16 protein-coding genes are annotated in these 16,070 nt (G+C 38.1%); 5 read left to right on the top strand and 11 right to left on the bottom strand.

The window, feature by feature from the left end:
- Positions 1–61: 61 nt before the first annotated feature.
- A complete protein-coding gene (locus BIZ36_RS07005) occupies positions 62–514 on the bottom strand; it encodes an Lrp/AsnC family transcriptional regulator (protein ID WP_187457162.1) in 453 nt (150 codons plus the stop codon).
- A 112-nt stretch (positions 515–626) separates the two neighbouring features.
- Here BIZ36_RS07005 and BIZ36_RS07000 point away from each other — a divergent pair, with 112 nt between their 5' ends.
- The 3 genes from BIZ36_RS07000 (at position 627) to BIZ36_RS06990 (ending at position 2,780) form a co-directional block, all read left to right on the top strand.
- A complete protein-coding gene (locus tag BIZ36_RS07000; protein WP_187457161.1) occupies positions 627–1,031 on the top strand; it encodes a hypothetical protein in 405 nt (134 codons plus the stop codon).
- A gap of 96 nt (positions 1,032–1,127) precedes the next feature.
- Positions 1,128–1,979, top strand: a complete 852-nt coding sequence (gene purU / locus BIZ36_RS06995) for a formyltetrahydrofolate deformylase (RefSeq protein WP_187457160.1) — start codon at positions 1,128–1,130, stop codon at positions 1,977–1,979.
- Positions 1,980–2,072: 93 nt separating this feature from the next.
- The gene (locus tag BIZ36_RS06990; RefSeq protein WP_187457159.1) at positions 2,073–2,780 is read left to right on the top strand and encodes a DUF4197 domain-containing protein; all 708 of its coding nucleotides are present in this window, start codon (positions 2,073–2,075) and stop codon (positions 2,778–2,780) included.
- A 168-nt stretch (positions 2,781–2,948) separates the two neighbouring features.
- On the opposite strand, the gene BIZ36_RS06985 is transcribed toward BIZ36_RS06990, so the two are convergent.
- Positions 2,949–3,758: an alpha/beta fold hydrolase gene (locus BIZ36_RS06985; RefSeq protein WP_222937290.1), complete on the bottom strand. Its 810-nt coding sequence runs from the start codon at positions 3,756–3,758 to the stop codon at positions 2,949–2,951.
- A 319-nt stretch (positions 3,759–4,077) separates the two neighbouring features.
- Between BIZ36_RS06985 and BIZ36_RS06980 the strand changes: the two genes are divergently transcribed.
- A complete protein-coding gene (locus tag BIZ36_RS06980; RefSeq protein WP_187457158.1) occupies positions 4,078–4,275 on the top strand; it encodes a hypothetical protein in 198 nt (65 codons plus the stop codon).
- A gap of 9 nt (positions 4,276–4,284) precedes the next feature.
- On the opposite strand, the gene pyrF is transcribed toward BIZ36_RS06980, so the two are convergent.
- From pyrF to BIZ36_RS06945, 7 genes are all read right to left on the bottom strand, one after another.
- Positions 4,285–5,097: an orotidine-5'-phosphate decarboxylase gene (gene pyrF / locus BIZ36_RS06975; RefSeq protein WP_187457157.1), complete on the bottom strand. Its 813-nt coding sequence runs from the start codon at positions 5,095–5,097 to the stop codon at positions 4,285–4,287.
- 39 nt (positions 5,098–5,136) lie between these two features.
- Complete coding sequence (gene prfA, locus BIZ36_RS06970; RefSeq protein WP_187457156.1) at positions 5,137–6,213, bottom strand: peptide chain release factor 1; 1,077 nt, start codon at positions 6,211–6,213, stop codon at positions 5,137–5,139.
- A gap of 137 nt (positions 6,214–6,350) precedes the next feature.
- The gene (locus BIZ36_RS06965; RefSeq protein WP_187457155.1) at positions 6,351–7,346 is read right to left on the bottom strand and encodes an FAD:protein FMN transferase; all 996 of its coding nucleotides are present in this window, start codon (positions 7,344–7,346) and stop codon (positions 6,351–6,353) included.
- Positions 7,346–7,777: a thioredoxin family protein gene (locus tag BIZ36_RS06960; RefSeq protein WP_187457154.1), complete on the bottom strand. Its 432-nt coding sequence runs from the start codon at positions 7,775–7,777 to the stop codon at positions 7,346–7,348. The genes BIZ36_RS06965 and BIZ36_RS06960 overlap by 1 nt, the downstream gene beginning before the upstream one ends.
- A 30-nt stretch (positions 7,778–7,807) precedes the next feature.
- Complete coding sequence (locus BIZ36_RS06955) at positions 7,808–8,263, bottom strand: QcrA and Rieske domain-containing protein (RefSeq protein ID WP_187457153.1); 456 nt, start codon at positions 8,261–8,263, stop codon at positions 7,808–7,810.
- A 53-nt stretch (positions 8,264–8,316) separates the two neighbouring features.
- Complete coding sequence (locus BIZ36_RS06950) at positions 8,317–9,498, bottom strand: AIR synthase related protein (protein ID WP_187457152.1); 1,182 nt, start codon at positions 9,496–9,498, stop codon at positions 8,317–8,319.
- 103 nt (positions 9,499–9,601) lie between these two features.
- Entirely contained in the window at positions 9,602–11,788 is a 2,187-nt protein-coding gene (locus tag BIZ36_RS06945; protein WP_187457151.1) for a glutamine synthetase III family protein, read from the bottom strand.
- A gap of 214 nt (positions 11,789–12,002) precedes the next feature.
- Here BIZ36_RS06945 and BIZ36_RS06940 point away from each other — a divergent pair, with 214 nt between their 5' ends.
- Positions 12,003–13,019, top strand: a complete 1,017-nt coding sequence (locus BIZ36_RS06940; RefSeq protein ID WP_187457150.1) for a glutamine synthetase beta-grasp domain-containing protein — start codon at positions 12,003–12,005, stop codon at positions 13,017–13,019.
- 60 nt (positions 13,020–13,079) lie between these two features.
- On the opposite strand, the gene BIZ36_RS06935 is transcribed toward BIZ36_RS06940, so the two are convergent.
- Positions 13,080–14,687 (bottom strand): carboxypeptidase-like regulatory domain-containing protein, encoded by a 1,608-nt coding sequence (locus BIZ36_RS06935; RefSeq protein WP_187457149.1) that lies wholly within the window; start codon positions 14,685–14,687, stop codon positions 13,080–13,082.
- Positions 14,688–14,697: 10 nt separating this feature from the next.
- Positions 14,698–15,636: a calcium/sodium antiporter gene (locus BIZ36_RS06930; protein ID WP_187457148.1), complete on the bottom strand. Its 939-nt coding sequence runs from the start codon at positions 15,634–15,636 to the stop codon at positions 14,698–14,700.
- Positions 15,637–16,070: the final 434 nt, after the last annotated feature.

Below are 16,070 nucleotides of genomic sequence, written 5' to 3'. Positions count from 1 at the left end.
AAAATAACAATAAGCAGTTTTTAGGAGATAAGAAAAACCTCATTTTTTTAAGCTGTTTTGACTATTGCTTTTTCATGGGAGCATTGGAGACCACATTTGAAAGGATAATGTGGGTTCTTGTTTCCCCATATTGAATGAGTTTATCAATAAACTTTTCTAAATGAAATTGATCTTTTAGAACCACTTCCATCACAATATTTTCGTTTCCGGTAATCCGGTAACAGTTTACCACCTCATTAAATGTCTTTACCAACTCTAAAAAGGGTTTCAATTTTCCCATAAACGCCCTTAAAGTAATGATGGCCCTTAATTGGTGCCCGGTCATTGCATGAGAAACTTTGGTACGGTATCCTTCAATAATCCCAAGGTCTTCCATTTTTTTTACACGTTCGGCCACCGCGGGTGGTGTCAACCCCACCATGCGGCCAATATTGGCGAAACTTTCGCGTGCATTATCTTGTAGACACTGAAGGATTTTCCAGTTTAAATCATCGATATTTATATTCGAAACCATAAATAAAAATTAATTTATTTTCTAAAGCTAATTAACAATTTAGCCAATGAAACTAAAGGCAAATATACCAAACCGGCAGTAATTTTATAGTAATCAATTGCTAGAAAAGAAAATGTCCTACGATAAATTGGGTACGTTGCCCGTATACATAAAGGCACTGGAACTCTGCAAGATAAGCAGGGAAATTGCCTCTTTTGTTACTTTCAACAAAGATTTGCTCAAGCTGTATCAATCCAATAGCTTGCGGGATATTATTGCAGATTCCATTCTTACGGATTCCAATCTCATTCATCAAAAAATTGCCCTTGCAGAAACAAAAGGATGCCACTCAGAAAAGGTAAGAAGCGCAGCTTTCATCAATGTTATGATCAGGAACATTATATCTTACTGCAACGGACTGGAAATGGACGGAGTTAAGGAAAAAGAATACCTTAATTTACTTAGACAAGAAGTTATTTCCTTTAGAAAATCTTTTAGAGCTTGGAGAAAGTCTTTTAGGGACAACGACAATTCCTAACAAAAATGTACACTTGCCCTCAAAGTTGTTGTTTTCAACATTATTTTCCGAAATTATAATCCGAAAATCCTATTTTTAGTCTTTAAAAGAATTTTTTTGAAGACTACAATTTTAATAAACTGTCCTGATCAATCCGGAATTATCAATGCCGTTACGGGATACATACATAAGGCAGGAGGAAATGTCATTTATCTGGACCAGCACGTAGATAAGGAAGCCAATGTTTTCTTCATGCGATTAGAAAGTGAATTTGACGCTTACAGCTTCTTCCAAGACGATTTCTCTAAAGGCTTCCAAACAGAACTAGCCGATAAATATGAGATGCAGTGGAGTATTCATCAAGCTGTTCCAAAACCAAGGATGGCGTTATTTGTATCAAAGTATAACCATTGTCTTTATGACCTTTTAAGTAGATTTCATTCAGAGGAACTGGAAGTTGATATTCCCTTTATCATTAGCAACCATTCAGATCTTAAGTATATTGCCGATCAATTTAGCATACCCTACCATCATATCCCCGTTACCAAGGATTCAAAGGAAAAGGCCGAGAATCTACAATTACAGCTGCTTAAAGAAGAAAAAGTAGATTTTATTGTATTGGCTAGGTATATGCAAATTGTTAGCCCAAAAATTATTGATGTTTACACCAATAAGATCATCAATATTCACCACTCTTTTCTTCCGGCCTTTGCTGGGGCCAAACCGTATCACGCAGCATTTAAAAGGGGAGTTAAAATTATTGGTGCTACCAGCCATTATGTAACTGAAGAACTTGATGCAGGCCCAATCATTGAACAGGATGTGACTGCAGTTTCACATTCCCACAGCATAAAGGATTTTATTGCCAAAGGACGGGATTTGGAAAAAATTGTACTTTCAAGAGCCGTAAAATTGCACGTGCAGCGCAAAACCATGGTATACAACAATAAAACCGTAATCTTTTCATAAAATTCTCGACAGCTATATTATTTTGGATTTGCACCCGTTTACTTTGTAAATAAAACCTCATTTAAAGTAAACCTAGCAACAAATTATTTAGCTATGATCAAGAAGATATTCATCTGTTTTTTGGGCATAAGCCTTTTTTCTTGTAATGAACTTCAACAGGTTGTCAATCAACTACCCCAAGGGGAAACACCTTTAGGCACCGCACAAATTGCTCAAGGGCTTCGCGAAGCCTTGGATAAAGGCATAGACAAGCAGGTAAGTAAGCTTACCCAAGAAAACGGCTTTTTTAAGAATGAACTCGTAAAAATTGTTTTACCTGAAGAGCTACAAAAAGTAGATAAAACCCTTCGTGATATAGGCCTTGATAATTTAGCTGATGAAGGTTTAAAGATTTTAAACAGGGCGGCGGAGGATGCCGTAGGAGAAGCCACTCCTATTTTTGTAAACGCAGTAAAGGGAATTACTTTCAATGATGCCAAGAGTATCCTCCTAGGGTCAGATGATGCTGCTACCCAATATTTAACTAGTGCTACGAAAACAGAATTGTATGCCAAATTCAATCCTGTCATCAAAAAGTCATTTGAAAAGGTAGGTGCAGACCAAATTTGGTCCAACCTCATATCCAGATATAATAGCATTCCACTAACTAAAAAGGTAAATCCAGATTTAACAGATTATGTTACCAATGAGGCATTAACGGGGGTTTACACAATGATTGCAGTGGAAGAAAAAGAAATAAGAAATAATGTTTCGGCAAGAACATCGGACCTTTTACAAAGGGTCTTCAAACTACAGGATTAGGAATCTTGAAACTTTTCCGCAATAAATTATAATATATTGATATGTAACCCGTTAGAATTATATAAATCTAGTAGTTTGATTTATTTCGAGTTTGAAAATTTTTTGAGTTAGTTAGTTTTAAAACCGGTGTTATCACCGGTTTTTTTATATAGAAAATATACTAAAAGTTTAATAATTGAAATCCCTTATGTATGAAATCACAAATTGATTAAACATACTTGGCTGTTCCACATTCACTACGTGCCCACAATTTTCAATGGTAAGCAAACTTGCAGTTGATTGTCTATGAACCATCTTTTTCACGGAAGGCAAAAACAGGTAATCCTCCCCTCCCATTACGTACAAAGTAGGGATTTTAATGTCAGCACCGCGAAACATTCGTAAAAGAGTACTTATTTGTGACCCCATTTTATACCATCTCAAAAACTCCTTTTGATATAGTTTTTTGGCCTCCCTCACAAAAAGCAATCTTGATTCTTTGTGATTGCTATCCGGCATAATCACGAAAGTAAACATGCGATACAACCAAATATAAGGTACCAGGGATTTAAACATGTTACCAAAGACCATTAACAACCTAAACCTCATGTCCAATCTAATTATGGCTCCACCCATAACCATACTTACCACCCTTTTAGGGTGCTTCTCGGCCAAATTTCTAATGAGTACAGTACCCAAAGAGATACCAATAAAATGGGACCGTTCAATCTTTAAATAATCAATAACTTCAATTATATCATCTGTAACATAATCAAAGGTATACTTATCGTCAAAAGCGTCTTTTAATGCAGGTTTGGATTTACCATGACCCCTTAAATCAAGTAATAGAACGTTAAACTGTTTCCTAAATTCCCGTACTTGTTTAAACCAAATAGAGGAACTGCCACCTGCACCATGTACAAAGGTGACCCAAACAGAAGAATCTGAATGTAAATATGTAGTGTAATTAAGCAACAGCGTTCTCGTTGTATTTCCCATTTGGGAACCTTGCAATGTATTAAAAACTTTGATAACAAGGCGTTTAGCTTATCAATTTTTATGAACAGAGAATATTTAAAGGAATCCAATTATACTTTTCCTGTATTTAGCCTACATATTATTGTAGAATTGAGAAAGTAAATCGACTTTAAAATTTGAAGAATTATGAGGTTTTCAACAAAACGAACTAATTATGATCATGTACACATTAGAAGTGTGTTAAATTTTAGTCAATTAAACTAAATTTTTAATCCAGATGACGATTTGCAAAGTCCAAAGCTAAAATTCCACCGTATATTTGAGAGAATCTGATTGAATTATGGAAAATCAATATTGTAAAGTAGGACAGGTAACTCCCATTGAGGCTAACAGAAACGTTATTAATTTATTGGAGTACCAATATCAAAACTTCATGGAGAAGGCTAGTAATTTGGAATACACCGATGCCAAGCTAATAGAGTTTTTTGAGCAAAAGGCTCAGAAAATTCAGAAGTTGTTGGAAAATATGGTAAAATAGCATCAATTGCTATCCAAGCAACTCAGCCATCTGGTTTTGTAGTTTTTCCGCTTCTATTTTTGCGGCCGTGGCGAAATTTGCACTATTCGAAGCGTAGATAATTCCTCGAGAAGAATTGACAAGTAGGCCCACGTCTTTGGTCAACCCATAACGGCAAACCTCTTCCAAACTACCACCTTGCGCACCCACACCAGGAACCAAAAGAAAATTATCCGGTATTATCTCCCTTATTGCCGAAAGATATTCGGCCTTAGTTGCGCCAACTACATACATTAGGTTTTTGGAGTTCTCGTACGTCTTAGAGGTTTTCAGTACTTGCTTGTACAATTCCGTACCATCAATAAGTTGAGTTTGATAATCAAAAGCCCCTGCATTTGAAGTAAGCGCCAAAAGTATGGTATGCTTTCCTTGAAACGCTAAAAAGGGCTCTACGGAATCCTTACCCATATAAGGTGCAATGGTAATACTATCAAAATTCAGCTCTTCAAAAAAAGCCTTGGCATATCTGGTAGAGGTATTACCAATATCCCCTCTTTTGGCATCTGCTATAGTGAAAATTTCAGAATGGTTTTTGTTTAGATAATCAATGGTTCGCTCCAATGACTTCCAACCTTTTATACCATAAGCTTCATAGAAGGCGATATTAGGCTTATATGCTACGCAAAGTTGATGGGTAGCATCTATTATTGCCTTGTTGAACTCAAAAATTGGGTCTTCTTCCCCTAACAAGTGTGATGGGATTTTTTCTAGATCGGTATCCAATCCTATACAAAGGAAAGACCTCTTCTTTCTAATCTGTTCTACAAGCTGTTGGGTAGTCAAAACCTATTTTTTTTTGAATTGCTGAAGTAAAATTGAATGTTAAAAAGTCTCAGATGCCTCCCTTAACTTTTCGGTATTTTCTACCAAACTAAGCTCGTCTATTATTTTTTGGATATCTCCGTCAATAATATTCTGTAGGTCATATAGGGTTAAACCAATTCGATGATCGGTAACCCTTCCTTGAGGATAGTTATATGTCCTAATTTTTGCAGAACGGTCACCACTACTCACTTGCGAGTTCCTTTTAGCGGCATCTTCCTCCTGTTTTTTGGCCAATTCAAGGTCATATAAACGGGAACGCAAAACCCTAAAGGCTTTTTCTTTGTTCTTATGCTGCGACTTTTGGTCTTGGCATTGTGCTACCAACCCGGTAGGGACGTGGGTTAAGCGTACAGCAGAATAGGTAGTGTTCACGGATTGACCACCCGGCCCAGATGAACAGAAATAATCAATTCGGACATCCTTCGGATCTATTTGAACATCAAAATCCTCTGCCTCAGGAAGTACCATTACAGTTGCAGCACTAGTGTGTACCCTGCCTTGGGTTTCCGTCTGCGGAACACGTTGCACACGGTGTACACCAGCTTCAAATTTTAGGGTACCATATACATCTTGCCCGGTAACTTCAAACTGAATTTCCTTGTACCCACCACTCGTACCTTCACTTAGATCTATAACATTGGTTTTCCAACCTTTGGATTCACAATATTTGGTATACATCCTAAAGAGGTCCCCTGCAAAAATACTGGCCTCATCACCTCCGGTACCAGCCCTGATTTCCACAACTACATCTTTTGCATCTTCTGGGTCCTTAGGTATTAAAAGAAACTTAATTTCCTCTTCCAATTGTGGAAGTTTGCTCTTGGCCTCCTCCAACTGCATCTTGGCCATTTCCAACATTTCTGCATCGCTGCCATCAGAAATAATTTCTTCGGCTTCCTCAATATTGCTGGTAATGGCAACGTATTCATCTCGCTTGGCCACCAGCTCCTTAAGGTCTGAGTATTCCTTGGTGAGTTCTACATAGCGTTTTTGATCCGCAATAATATCAGGCTGTATTATTAGGTCCGACACCTCATCAAAACGCTGCTTAACAATATTTAATTTATCTATCATATGCTTGCCACAGTTGGACTGCGAATTTACGATAAATTTGCGCAAATTTTAGCAGCATATTTACGAACCAAGATTATTTGAAACTTTGAGAAAAAACTCATCAGTAGCTCATAGAGAGATAATCGCACGGCTCTATTTTAAGGAGTCTTTTCCAAAAGAATACCGCTACTTTGGTAAACCCTGTTCTCACTATCGATCAAAACCACTTCAATACCACCAAGCTGACTAATCAGCTCCAAGCCTTCATCCTTGCCTAAAATATAGATAGCGGTAGCCAAGGCATCACTCATTTCTGCTGTTTTAGCAAAAACAGTAACACTGTTTACCCCTGAAGTAGGATATCCGGACCTTGGGTCAATTATGTGGCTATATTTAACACCTTCATGTACAAAGTGTTTCTCGTAGTTTCCGGAGGTGGCTACGGAGGATTCCACCACCGGTAGCCAAGAAAAAATTCTTTCGGCACTTAAGGGGTTGGCTATTCCTATCAACCATTTTTCCCCGTTCGCCTTGGTTCCCCAAGTAGTAAGGTCTCCGGCAGCGTTAATAATACCACCCACCACCTGCTTGGACACCAATAACTCCTTAGCCTTATCCGCGGCATATCCTTTGCCAATAGCACCAAAAGAAATTCTCATTCCCTTTTTAGCGAGAAATACGGTCTGTTGTCTGGCGTCTAATAGAATATGTTGGTAACCAACATTTGAAATGGAATTCTTGACCAAGTCCGGGGAGGGCATTTCTTTCATGGTGCCATCAAACTTCCAGATGTTGTCCAAAGAAGCATAGGTAATATCAAAAGCACCCTCCGTTAATTGCGATACCTGCACAGCTCTTTCTATCAATGAAAATAATTCCTGACTTACTTTTACGGGTTTTATACCTGCATTTTGATTGATGAAAGAAGTTTCGGAATCAGGATTCCATGAAGAAATAAGCGCCTCGACCCTTTCTATTTCCGCAGCGGCCTCATCAATATTGATCAACCCAACATCTTCACTTGAAGCCACTACCGTAATATCAAACCTACTCCCCATAAGCTCCATTGCCTTATGAACCGTAACCAATTTATTGCTTTGAGCCCCTAGGGATAAGGTTAGAAAAAGTAATATGAATGATAACCAAGTTTTCATTAATGCAATTTCTTAATATCGGAAATATATTCTTGAGGTGATACATTTTTGTACCCGAGTTCCCCAAGTGAATTACCCTCATTATCTATAAGAACTACCAACGGGAAAAAGCCTCTGGGATTAAATCTTTCTGCCAGTTCTTCATTCTTCTGCTCAATTTCCTTAGTTAGTCTGTTTACTTTCTTCCTGGGAAAGTCAGCTTTATATAAAACCAAATTATTGTTGGAGTAGTCTATAAATTCCTGTGATTGCCATATTTGACGGTCGAGTTTAATACAGGGTGCACACCAATCCGATCCTGCAAAAACCAACATTAGGGGCACACTTTTTTTAGTAGCCAATTCAAAGCTTTTTTCAAAAGTAGGTTGCCATTCTTGCGAAAAGACAAGAGTGGAAACCAAAAAAGTGAAAATGGTAAAAATGCGATTCATGATTTACCTAATAGTCAAAATCATGCCAAATTATTCAAAGACGCGAAGAGTGCTTCCCTCCAATGCAGTTTGAAAAATCTTCAAGGGTTTAGGTGTACTACTATCAACTTGGTTTATAGGAGACCCATCTTGCTCAAATTGGGAACCATGCACATCGCAGTAAAAAATACCGCCATTTTGAGAAACAAAACGTACCTCATCATAACCTTGATGGCTACATACCTGACTCGCAGCAACATATTCCCCCTCTAAATTACGAGCAACTACAACCTTATCTTTAAGGACATATCCTCCGCTATTGGCCAAAGCCGCATTTTCAGAAGCTTGTAAATCTAAAATGAAGTCTACCCCTTCCGGAACCTCCAAGTTACCTTCCTCCGGTTGAGTTTCCCCTCCTTCATCACTGGAACACCCCTGAACGCAGGGAAAAATAACCGCAAAAGCCGCAGCCGAACCGATGCTCCTTAGAAACTGTTTTCTTTCCATACAAAACAATGCTTTATACAAGGAAAACGGGAATATGGCGGTAATCGTATGCTCTAGTAAACAAACTGGCCGTAGGGACTGGAAATGGTCAATTGCTTTTTATCCCCTGCTTCTACTCTTCCAACTACCTGAGCCTCTACCCCAAAACTTTTAGAAATACCTATAATATTTTCAGCATTTTCAGGACTTGTGTAAATTTCAAGACGATGACCGCAATTAAAAACTTGATACATCTCCTTCCAATCCGTTTTGGATTGTTCCTGAATCATTTTAAACAAAGGCGGAACCTCAAATAGGTTATCCTTTATCACATGAAGACCATCTCCCAAGAAATGAAGAATTTTCGTCTGTGCTCCCCCGCTACAGTGTACCATTCCATGAATTTCATTGGAACCAAATTGCTGAAGTACTTTTTTTACGATGGGTGCATATGTACGTGTAGGTGAAAGCACCAGCTTACCCGCGTCCAGTTCCACACCGTCAACGGCATCCGTTAATTGCACACCTCCGGAATACACCAATTCTTCGGGAACCGAGGCATCATAACTTTCCGGGTATTTTTTGGCCAGATATTTGGAGAAAACATCGTGTCTGGCAGAGGTAAGACCGTTACTACCCATACCTCCATTGTATTCCGTTTCATAATCTGCCCTACCAAAAGAGGCCAATCCAACAATAACATCTCCTTCCCTGATATTGGCATTATCAATCACATCACTACGCTTCATCCTAGCGGTAACGGTAGAATCTACAATAATTGTCCGTACCAAATCTCCAACATCGGCCGTTTCCCCGCCTGTGGAATGTATGGTCATTCCATGATTTTTTAAATCATCTATCAACTCTTCGGTTCCATTGATAATAGCGGAAATTACCTCCCCAGGAATCAAATTTTTATTTCGCCCTACAGTAGATGAAAGCATAATATTATCCGTAGCACCCACACAGATCAAATCATCTATGTTCATGACCAAGGCATCTTGCGCTATGCCTTTCCAAACGGATACATCACCAGTCTCTTTCCAGTACATATAAGCAAGAGAAGATTTAGTTCCTGCACCATCAGCATGCATAACCAAACAATAATCCTCATCGTTCGTTAAATAGTCGGGCACTATTTTGCAAAAAGCTTTAGGAAAAAGGCCTTTGTCTATATTTTTTATGGCGTTATGCACATCTTCTTTGGAAGCCGAGACACCTCTCTGGCTATATCTTTCACTTGCGGACGAACTCATTTTCAACTTTTGGTTTGCGGCAAAAATAAGGTATTCACTTCATAAACCTTAAATAACCCTTAAAGTTTAGTTCTAAACCGAATTTTCATTAAAATCTAAATACCTACTTAATGAAGAGGAGCTCTCGGTATTTTGTTAAAGGCCATAATTGATCATCTACCAATTGCTCCAAGTTATCACAATGCCCGCGTATTTCTAAAAAATACGGGAAGACACTATCACAGTAAGTGGATGCTTTTTTATGGGTATCCGCTTGTTTATCGGCACGCGTAATGGCGGCTCTCATAGCATCGGTTTTTTTCTTTAGCTCGGCCATATTCTCACCAATATTTTCGATAATACTTGCGGTGGTATCGGAAAGTCCTTTATGGGCCGCACCATAGATTTCCTTTAAACCCAAAACATTCTTGATAAGCCTACTTTGATATTCAACTGCCGTGGGAATGACCTGGTTATAAACCATATCTATGAGCACCCTTCCTTCTATTTGCACGTGCATTATATAAGCTTCCAATTCTACCTCCTGTCTAGCTTTAATTTCAGTTTCACTTAAAACCCCAGTTGCTTGAAACAGGCTAATGCTATCAGCTGAAGTAAGCACCTTTAATGCATCTGGCGTATTTTTATTGTTGCTGAGCTTTCTTCTTTTAGCCTCCTTTTCCCAATCCATGCTATAGCCATCTCCATCAAAACGAATACGTTTGGAAGTTTTAATATATTCCCTAAGAACATTAAAAACGGCCTCGTCTTTTTTTAGACTTTTCTTATCGATAAGAGCATCTACTTCCTTTTTAAAATCACGGAGTTGCTTGGCTACAATCGTATTCAAAATAGTCATGGGCTTGGCACAATTGGTCTTGGAACCCACACCTCGCATTTCAAATTTATTTCCGGTGAACGCAAAGGGAGATGTTCTGTTACGATCCGTATTATCCAGTAAAATCTCTGGAATTTTCCCTACTACGTTCAATTTAAGCTCCGTTTTTTCTTCCGGGGACAATTTACCTTTGGTAACACCTTCCAATTCATCAAGGACATTGCCTAGTTGTGTGCCGATAAAAATGGAAATAATAGCCGGTGGGGCCTCATTGGCCCCTAAGCGATGATCGTTACTGGCCGAAGCTATAGAAGACCTTAACAATTCCTCATAATTATCCACCGCCTTTATGGTGTTTACAAAAAAGGTCAAGAATTGTAGGTTCTTCATTGGAGTGGAGCCAGGACTTAGTAGATTAACACCGGTATCCGTAGTCAAGGACCAATTATTATGCTTACCGGAACCGTTGATTCCTTCAAATGGTTTTTCGTGAAACAACACCTTAAAGTTATGCTTGGCAGCCACCTTATCCATCACGTCCATTAATAATAGGTTATGATCTACGGCAAGATTAGCTTCTTCAAAAACAGGCGCAAGCTCAAACTGATTAGGGGCCACCTCATTATGCCTTGTTTTTACTGGAATACCCAACACCAAGCACTCCCGCTCCAATTCCTTCATAAAAGCAATGGCCCTATTGGGTATAACCCCAAAATAATGATCATCTAACTGCTGACCTTTTGCGGCAGCATTACCTATTAAGGTACGACCGGTGAGACTAATATCTGTTCTTGAATTGGCCAAAGCCCTATCAATGAGAAAATATTCTTGCTCCCACCCTAAGGTAGCGCTCACCTTCACCACATTTTTGTCAAAATACTTTGCAACGCCTGTAGCCGCTTCATCAATGGCGTTCAATGCCCTTAACAACGGAGTTTTATTATCCAAGGCCTCTCCCGTATACGAGACAAAAACAGTAGGAATACAAAGTGTAGTTCCATAGACAAAAGCCGGACTGGTAGGATCCCACGCCGTATAGCCTCTTGCTTCGAACGTATTTCTGATTCCTCCACTGGGAAAGCTTGAAGCATCCGGTTCTTGTTGTACCAATTGCGCCCCTCCAAATTTCTCCAAAGCCCTACCATCATCCAACAGATCAAAAAAAGCATCGTGCTTTTCCGCGGTAGCTCCCGTTAAAGGCTGAAACCAATGGGTGTAGTGGGTGGCACCCATTGTTATGGCCCACCCCTTCATAGCTTCGGCAACTTGATCCGCTATTTTTCTATTTATTTTCGAACCGGAGAAAATAGCATTTCGCACACTATCCAATGCATCTTTGGTAAGATACTGGAGCATGCGCTCATCATTAAAGACGTTGGATGCAAAAATTTCTGACCGCCTACCAGCATCTTCTACCGCTAAAGGGGTTCTTTTTTGACTTTCCAAAATAGCATCAAATCGCAATCTAGACATAAGGTATTATTTAATAAGTGCGCAAAATTACCAATTAAGGATTTAATAATAAAAAGGGCTTATAATCCATATAATTTAAAATACCCCTCACAAAAAAGGGGTATCATAAATTTTATTCAATTTTTAGATATTTACCCCCTGTAAAAATAGGATATGTCTTCAAAAAATCTATTTTTGTTAGTCTGAAAATTAAAAAATTTAACTTCCAAAGATTATGAGCAAAACAAAATTGGAGTATATCTGGTTAGATGGATACTTCCCCACGCAGAACATGAGAAGCAAAACCAAAGTAGTAAATGATTTTGGTGGAACCTTGGAAGACTGCCCAATGTGGTCTTTTGACGGAAGTTCAACCAAACAGGCCGAAGGTGGTTCTTCAGATTGTCTATTGAAGCCAGTTGCTATTTTCCCAGATCCGGTGAGAAAAGATGGTTTCTTAGTCATGACAGAGGTACTTAATGCCGACGGAACTCCACACCCTTCTAATGGTAGAGCTACTATTGATGATGATGACAATGATTTCTGGTTCGGTTTCGAGCAGGAATATTTTATCATGGATACCGTTACCGACCTTCCATTAGGTTTCCCAAGAGGTGGCTATCCTGCTCCTCAAGGTATGTACTACTGCTCCGTAGGAGGAAAAAATACTCATGGTCGCCATATTGTTGAAGAACATGCAGATATGTGTATAGCTGCGGGTATCAACTTTGAAGGTATCAATCAAGAGGTTGCTTGTGGACAATGGGAATTCCAATTGTTTGCAAAAGGCGCCAAAAAAGCAGGCGATGAACTTTGGGTTGCTCGTTATATGTTAGATAGATTGACTGAGCAATATGGTTACTATATTGAGTACCACCCAAAACCATTAGGTAAGGATATGGACTGGAACGGTTCTGGTATGCACGCCAACTTCTCAAACAGCACTTTAAGAACTGCCGGTTCTAAAGAAACTTACGAGAAAATATGTGAAGCATTTAGACCAGTTGTTAAAGAACATATCGCTGTATATGGTGAGTTCAATGATCAGCGTTTGACCGGTCTTCATGAAACAGCTTCTATCAATGATTTCTCATACGGTATTTCTGACCGTGGAGCATCAATCCGTATTCCTATCGCAACGGTAGAAAGCGGCTGGAAAGGTTGGTTGGAAGATAGAAGACCAGCTTCTAATGGTGACCCATACAAAATTGCCGGTAGAATTGTTAAGACTGTAAAGTCTGCTGACGTATAATCGAAAAGATTAATTGTTGACATAATACGTAAAAACGCCCTGATTTGTTCAGGGCGTTTTTTATTTCTTAAGTGAATTTTCCTCCAAAGGTTTGAAAGGAGTGTTCATCCAATAACTTTTATAATTATCGGGCCTGTTAACGGGTTGGTTATCAAAAATTGGCCTTCTCATGTCCATTAGTAGGCTATCGACAGGAATTCTTGATACCGCACCAATCTCTTGTGTAAAAAACTCTCTAAACTGAGTGTAATCCTTAAATACATATTCATTTAAAATATTGCCCTCATTATCTAAAATATCTTCAATCTGTACTAAAAATACATCCGCGGCACTTACTCTCTTATTTGTCCGCGTATTCAATTCCCTTGTTAAATTATTCCACAATTTAGCACTGGCCTTTACTTCAAGCAAGCACCTATCTGTATAAACTTTTACATTAGTAGGTTTTATTATTTCGCCTCGATAACTAAACTTATAATTTTTTAAATCATCAGCTTTGGATTCCTTTCCTAAATCATTGTTGAAGTAGACCATAATCTTGTTCTGATCCATTATTTGCAATGAGTCAACAATAAATTTTGGTGGCAATGCTAATTGAAAAGTGTTTCTAAAAGCATTAAAATTTAAATACATTTTATCATTTCGGCCCCTTCTGTATTCCGTATTTACTTCAAAAATCAAACTACCTATAATTCCTTTATCCCTTAATTCCTTATCACTATTTCTTTTATAATCATCATAGAGACTATAGTGTATTTTGTGTATAGCATAGTCTTGTTGAGAAATATAAAACATTCCACTAGCAGTATATCCTGGGAATTTCTTTTTCAAATGGATGGCAAATAGTCTCTCTTCATCTGCGTAAGTATCCAACTTCCTTTCTATAGAATGGTTTTTAATTACATCACCTTCCGCTAATGAATTGATGAAATCATAGCTGCTTAGTTTATAATTTCTGATAGCATTATGAATTCTTAAAATTGCAAACTCATTACCTCCGTAGGCTGAGAGATATGCTTTATCTATAACTTTTGTTCCCTTCTCATAATTGTAACTGTTATCTGAAACCGTATCTCTGGGAAAATCGGTATTTCTAACATAATCGTACATACTAATTTTAGTGGAAATTGTATCTATTTTATGAAAGCCCATATCAAAAACTTCAACAAAAGCTTCATTCAAGTTTATATAACCGATACTATCCACTTGATACTCTCTATAATAGCCCTTTGTTGAAAATGAAAACATTGGATAATTTAACGTTATATTATCGATAGCCCTTTTTAAAATTTGCCGAGCTGTCAATCTTTTTTTACGCTTAGCACTTACGACAGCTTCATCCAATGAAAAAAGAGTGGTTGGTAACCTTAGAATGTTAATTTCAGAAGGAGATAGTTTTGATATCGGAAAGTTCGTTAACTGATACCCCATACTTGAAACCTGAATGGTATCACCCATTTGGTAAAGTTTCTTAGGTAAGCGAAAACCTCCATCCATATTGGTAATTACACCTTTTGCTTTTCCTTTAATACGAACCGTAGCGTAGACAATTGGAGTATTTGAAGTAGATTCATAAACCCTACCTCTAAGAAAGTTCTCTTCTTGAGCATACAAAGTAATTGTCGAAAAACCGATCAACAGTATCAACAAACATTTAAGATAGCTCATAGTTGGAGGTTTATCCCAAGGTAAAATACACAAAGGTCACATATAGGCCCACAAGAATTATACCATCGCGCCATCCCAATCGCAAACCTTTAGGGAAGAAAACCAAGGGCAGAATAATAAAGGATATCCCCAACATCCAAAAAATATCATTCCGGAGTAGACCTTGGTCCAAAACCTTTACGGGAGTTATAATCGAAGTAATGCCCAGAACCGCCAAAATATTGAAAATATTTGAGCCTATAAGATTACCTAGAGAAATTGCTTTTTCTTTCTTTATCACAGCAATGATAGAAGCTGCCAACTCAGGGATACTTGTACCTACGGATACCACTGTAACCCCAATTACACGTTCGCTCACCCCATACAATGTTGCTAAACCCACTGCGCCGTTGATCAACAATTCAGAACCGCCCCAAAGTGCCACTCCTCCTATTCCAAGAAAGAGTACCGTCTTGTACAACGGAAGAGGTTCATCATCTTCAGGAAGTTCGTCTACCACGGCAGGTTTTTGAAAACGGAGCAAATAGACCAGAAACAGAAAAAGAAATGTTACCATAAGCAAACCTTCATACCGAACCAAAACCCCATCAAAATAGATAAAACCGAAAAAGAGTGCAGAGGCAATCATCATCACGGGCCAATCTGTAGTATAAAAACTTTTGTTTACATCAATACTTCCTAAAATAACGGTGATACCCAATACCAAACCGATATTTGCAATATTGGACCCCACTACGTTTCCTAAAGCCAAATCAGGAAAGCCCTCCAGAGCGGATTTTATACTCACAATTAATTCTGGAGCAGAGGTCGCAAAAGACACTACGGTCATTCCTATAACTATTTTTGGAATGTTCAACCGCATAGACAAGGCCACAGCGGACTTCAACAGCCAATTTCCACCGGCAATTAATAATACGAGACCTAAAACTATAAATATTGAATTTTGCATGGTTGGTTAAATATGAAAACAAAGATAATTTAAGATTTACTAAACTGTCCTCACCCCATACATACTTCCTTTTAAAAAAATAAACTGATGATGGTTTTGATTAAAACATGAAAATTTTTGATGGAATGCCCCTTGAAAACTCAAATTAGAGCTAAAAGGACCCTTCAAATGTTTCGAATATGAACAAATGCGGCATATTTACATAACATTTAAAAACACGTTACAAGCATTTCAATCAAAATATGAAACCATATCCATCATTACAACTACAGTTCAGTATTCAATTTTAATAAAAGTCATCAATTTATTAGGAAGATATTATCGCCCTTATATATATTGAAAAAACAATCGATTGAGGAGTACTATTTACTCATCCTTCAATAAGAAGGCTAACCCTAAAAACCTTTAAAATTAAAATGATCACTATCGCTAAA

It is taken from the genome of Cytophaga sp. FL35 (assembly GCF_014349235.1).
Lineage (GTDB): Bacteria > Bacteroidota > Bacteroidia > Flavobacteriales > Flavobacteriaceae > Euzebyella.
Note: the sequence above shows the minus strand (reverse complement) of the source record. Positions and strands in the feature narration are given on the sequence as shown.

Excerpts from the sequence above, each read along its gene's own strand:
- BIZ36_RS07005 (WP_187457162.1), bottom strand. The coding sequence starts at position 514 with ATGGTTTCGAATATAAATATCGATGATTTAAACTGGAAAATCCTTCAG.
- BIZ36_RS07000 (WP_187457161.1), top strand. The coding sequence starts at position 627 with ATGTCCTACGATAAATTGGGTACGTTGCCCGTATACATAAAGGCACTG.
- BIZ36_RS06990 (WP_187457159.1), top strand. The coding sequence starts at position 2,073 with ATGATCAAGAAGATATTCATCTGTTTTTTGGGCATAAGCCTTTTTTCT.
- BIZ36_RS06985 (WP_222937290.1), bottom strand. The coding sequence starts at position 3,758 with ATGGGAAATACAACGAGAACGCTGTTGCTTAATTACACTACATATTTA.
- BIZ36_RS06980 (WP_187457158.1), top strand. The coding sequence starts at position 4,078 with ATGGAAAATCAATATTGTAAAGTAGGACAGGTAACTCCCATTGAGGCT.
- prfA (WP_187457156.1), bottom strand. The coding sequence starts at position 6,213 with ATGATAGATAAATTAAATATTGTTAAGCAGCGTTTTGATGAGGTGTCG.
- BIZ36_RS06965 (WP_187457155.1), bottom strand. The coding sequence starts at position 7,346 with ATGAAAACTTGGTTATCATTCATATTACTTTTTCTAACCTTATCCCTA.
- BIZ36_RS06960 (WP_187457154.1), bottom strand. The coding sequence starts at position 7,777 with ATGAATCGCATTTTTACCATTTTCACTTTTTTGGTTTCCACTCTTGTC.
- BIZ36_RS06955 (WP_187457153.1), bottom strand. The coding sequence starts at position 8,263 with ATGGAAAGAAAACAGTTTCTAAGGAGCATCGGTTCGGCTGCGGCTTTT.
- BIZ36_RS06950 (WP_187457152.1), bottom strand. The coding sequence starts at position 9,498 with ATGAGTTCGTCCGCAAGTGAAAGATATAGCCAGAGAGGTGTCTCGGCT.
- BIZ36_RS06945 (WP_187457151.1), bottom strand. The coding sequence starts at position 11,788 with ATGTCTAGATTGCGATTTGATGCTATTTTGGAAAGTCAAAAAAGAACC.
- BIZ36_RS06940 (WP_187457150.1), top strand. The coding sequence starts at position 12,003 with ATGAGCAAAACAAAATTGGAGTATATCTGGTTAGATGGATACTTCCCC.
- BIZ36_RS06935 (WP_187457149.1), bottom strand. The coding sequence starts at position 14,687 with ATGAGCTATCTTAAATGTTTGTTGATACTGTTGATCGGTTTTTCGACA.
- BIZ36_RS06930 (WP_187457148.1), bottom strand. The coding sequence starts at position 15,636 with ATGCAAAATTCAATATTTATAGTTTTAGGTCTCGTATTATTAATTGCC.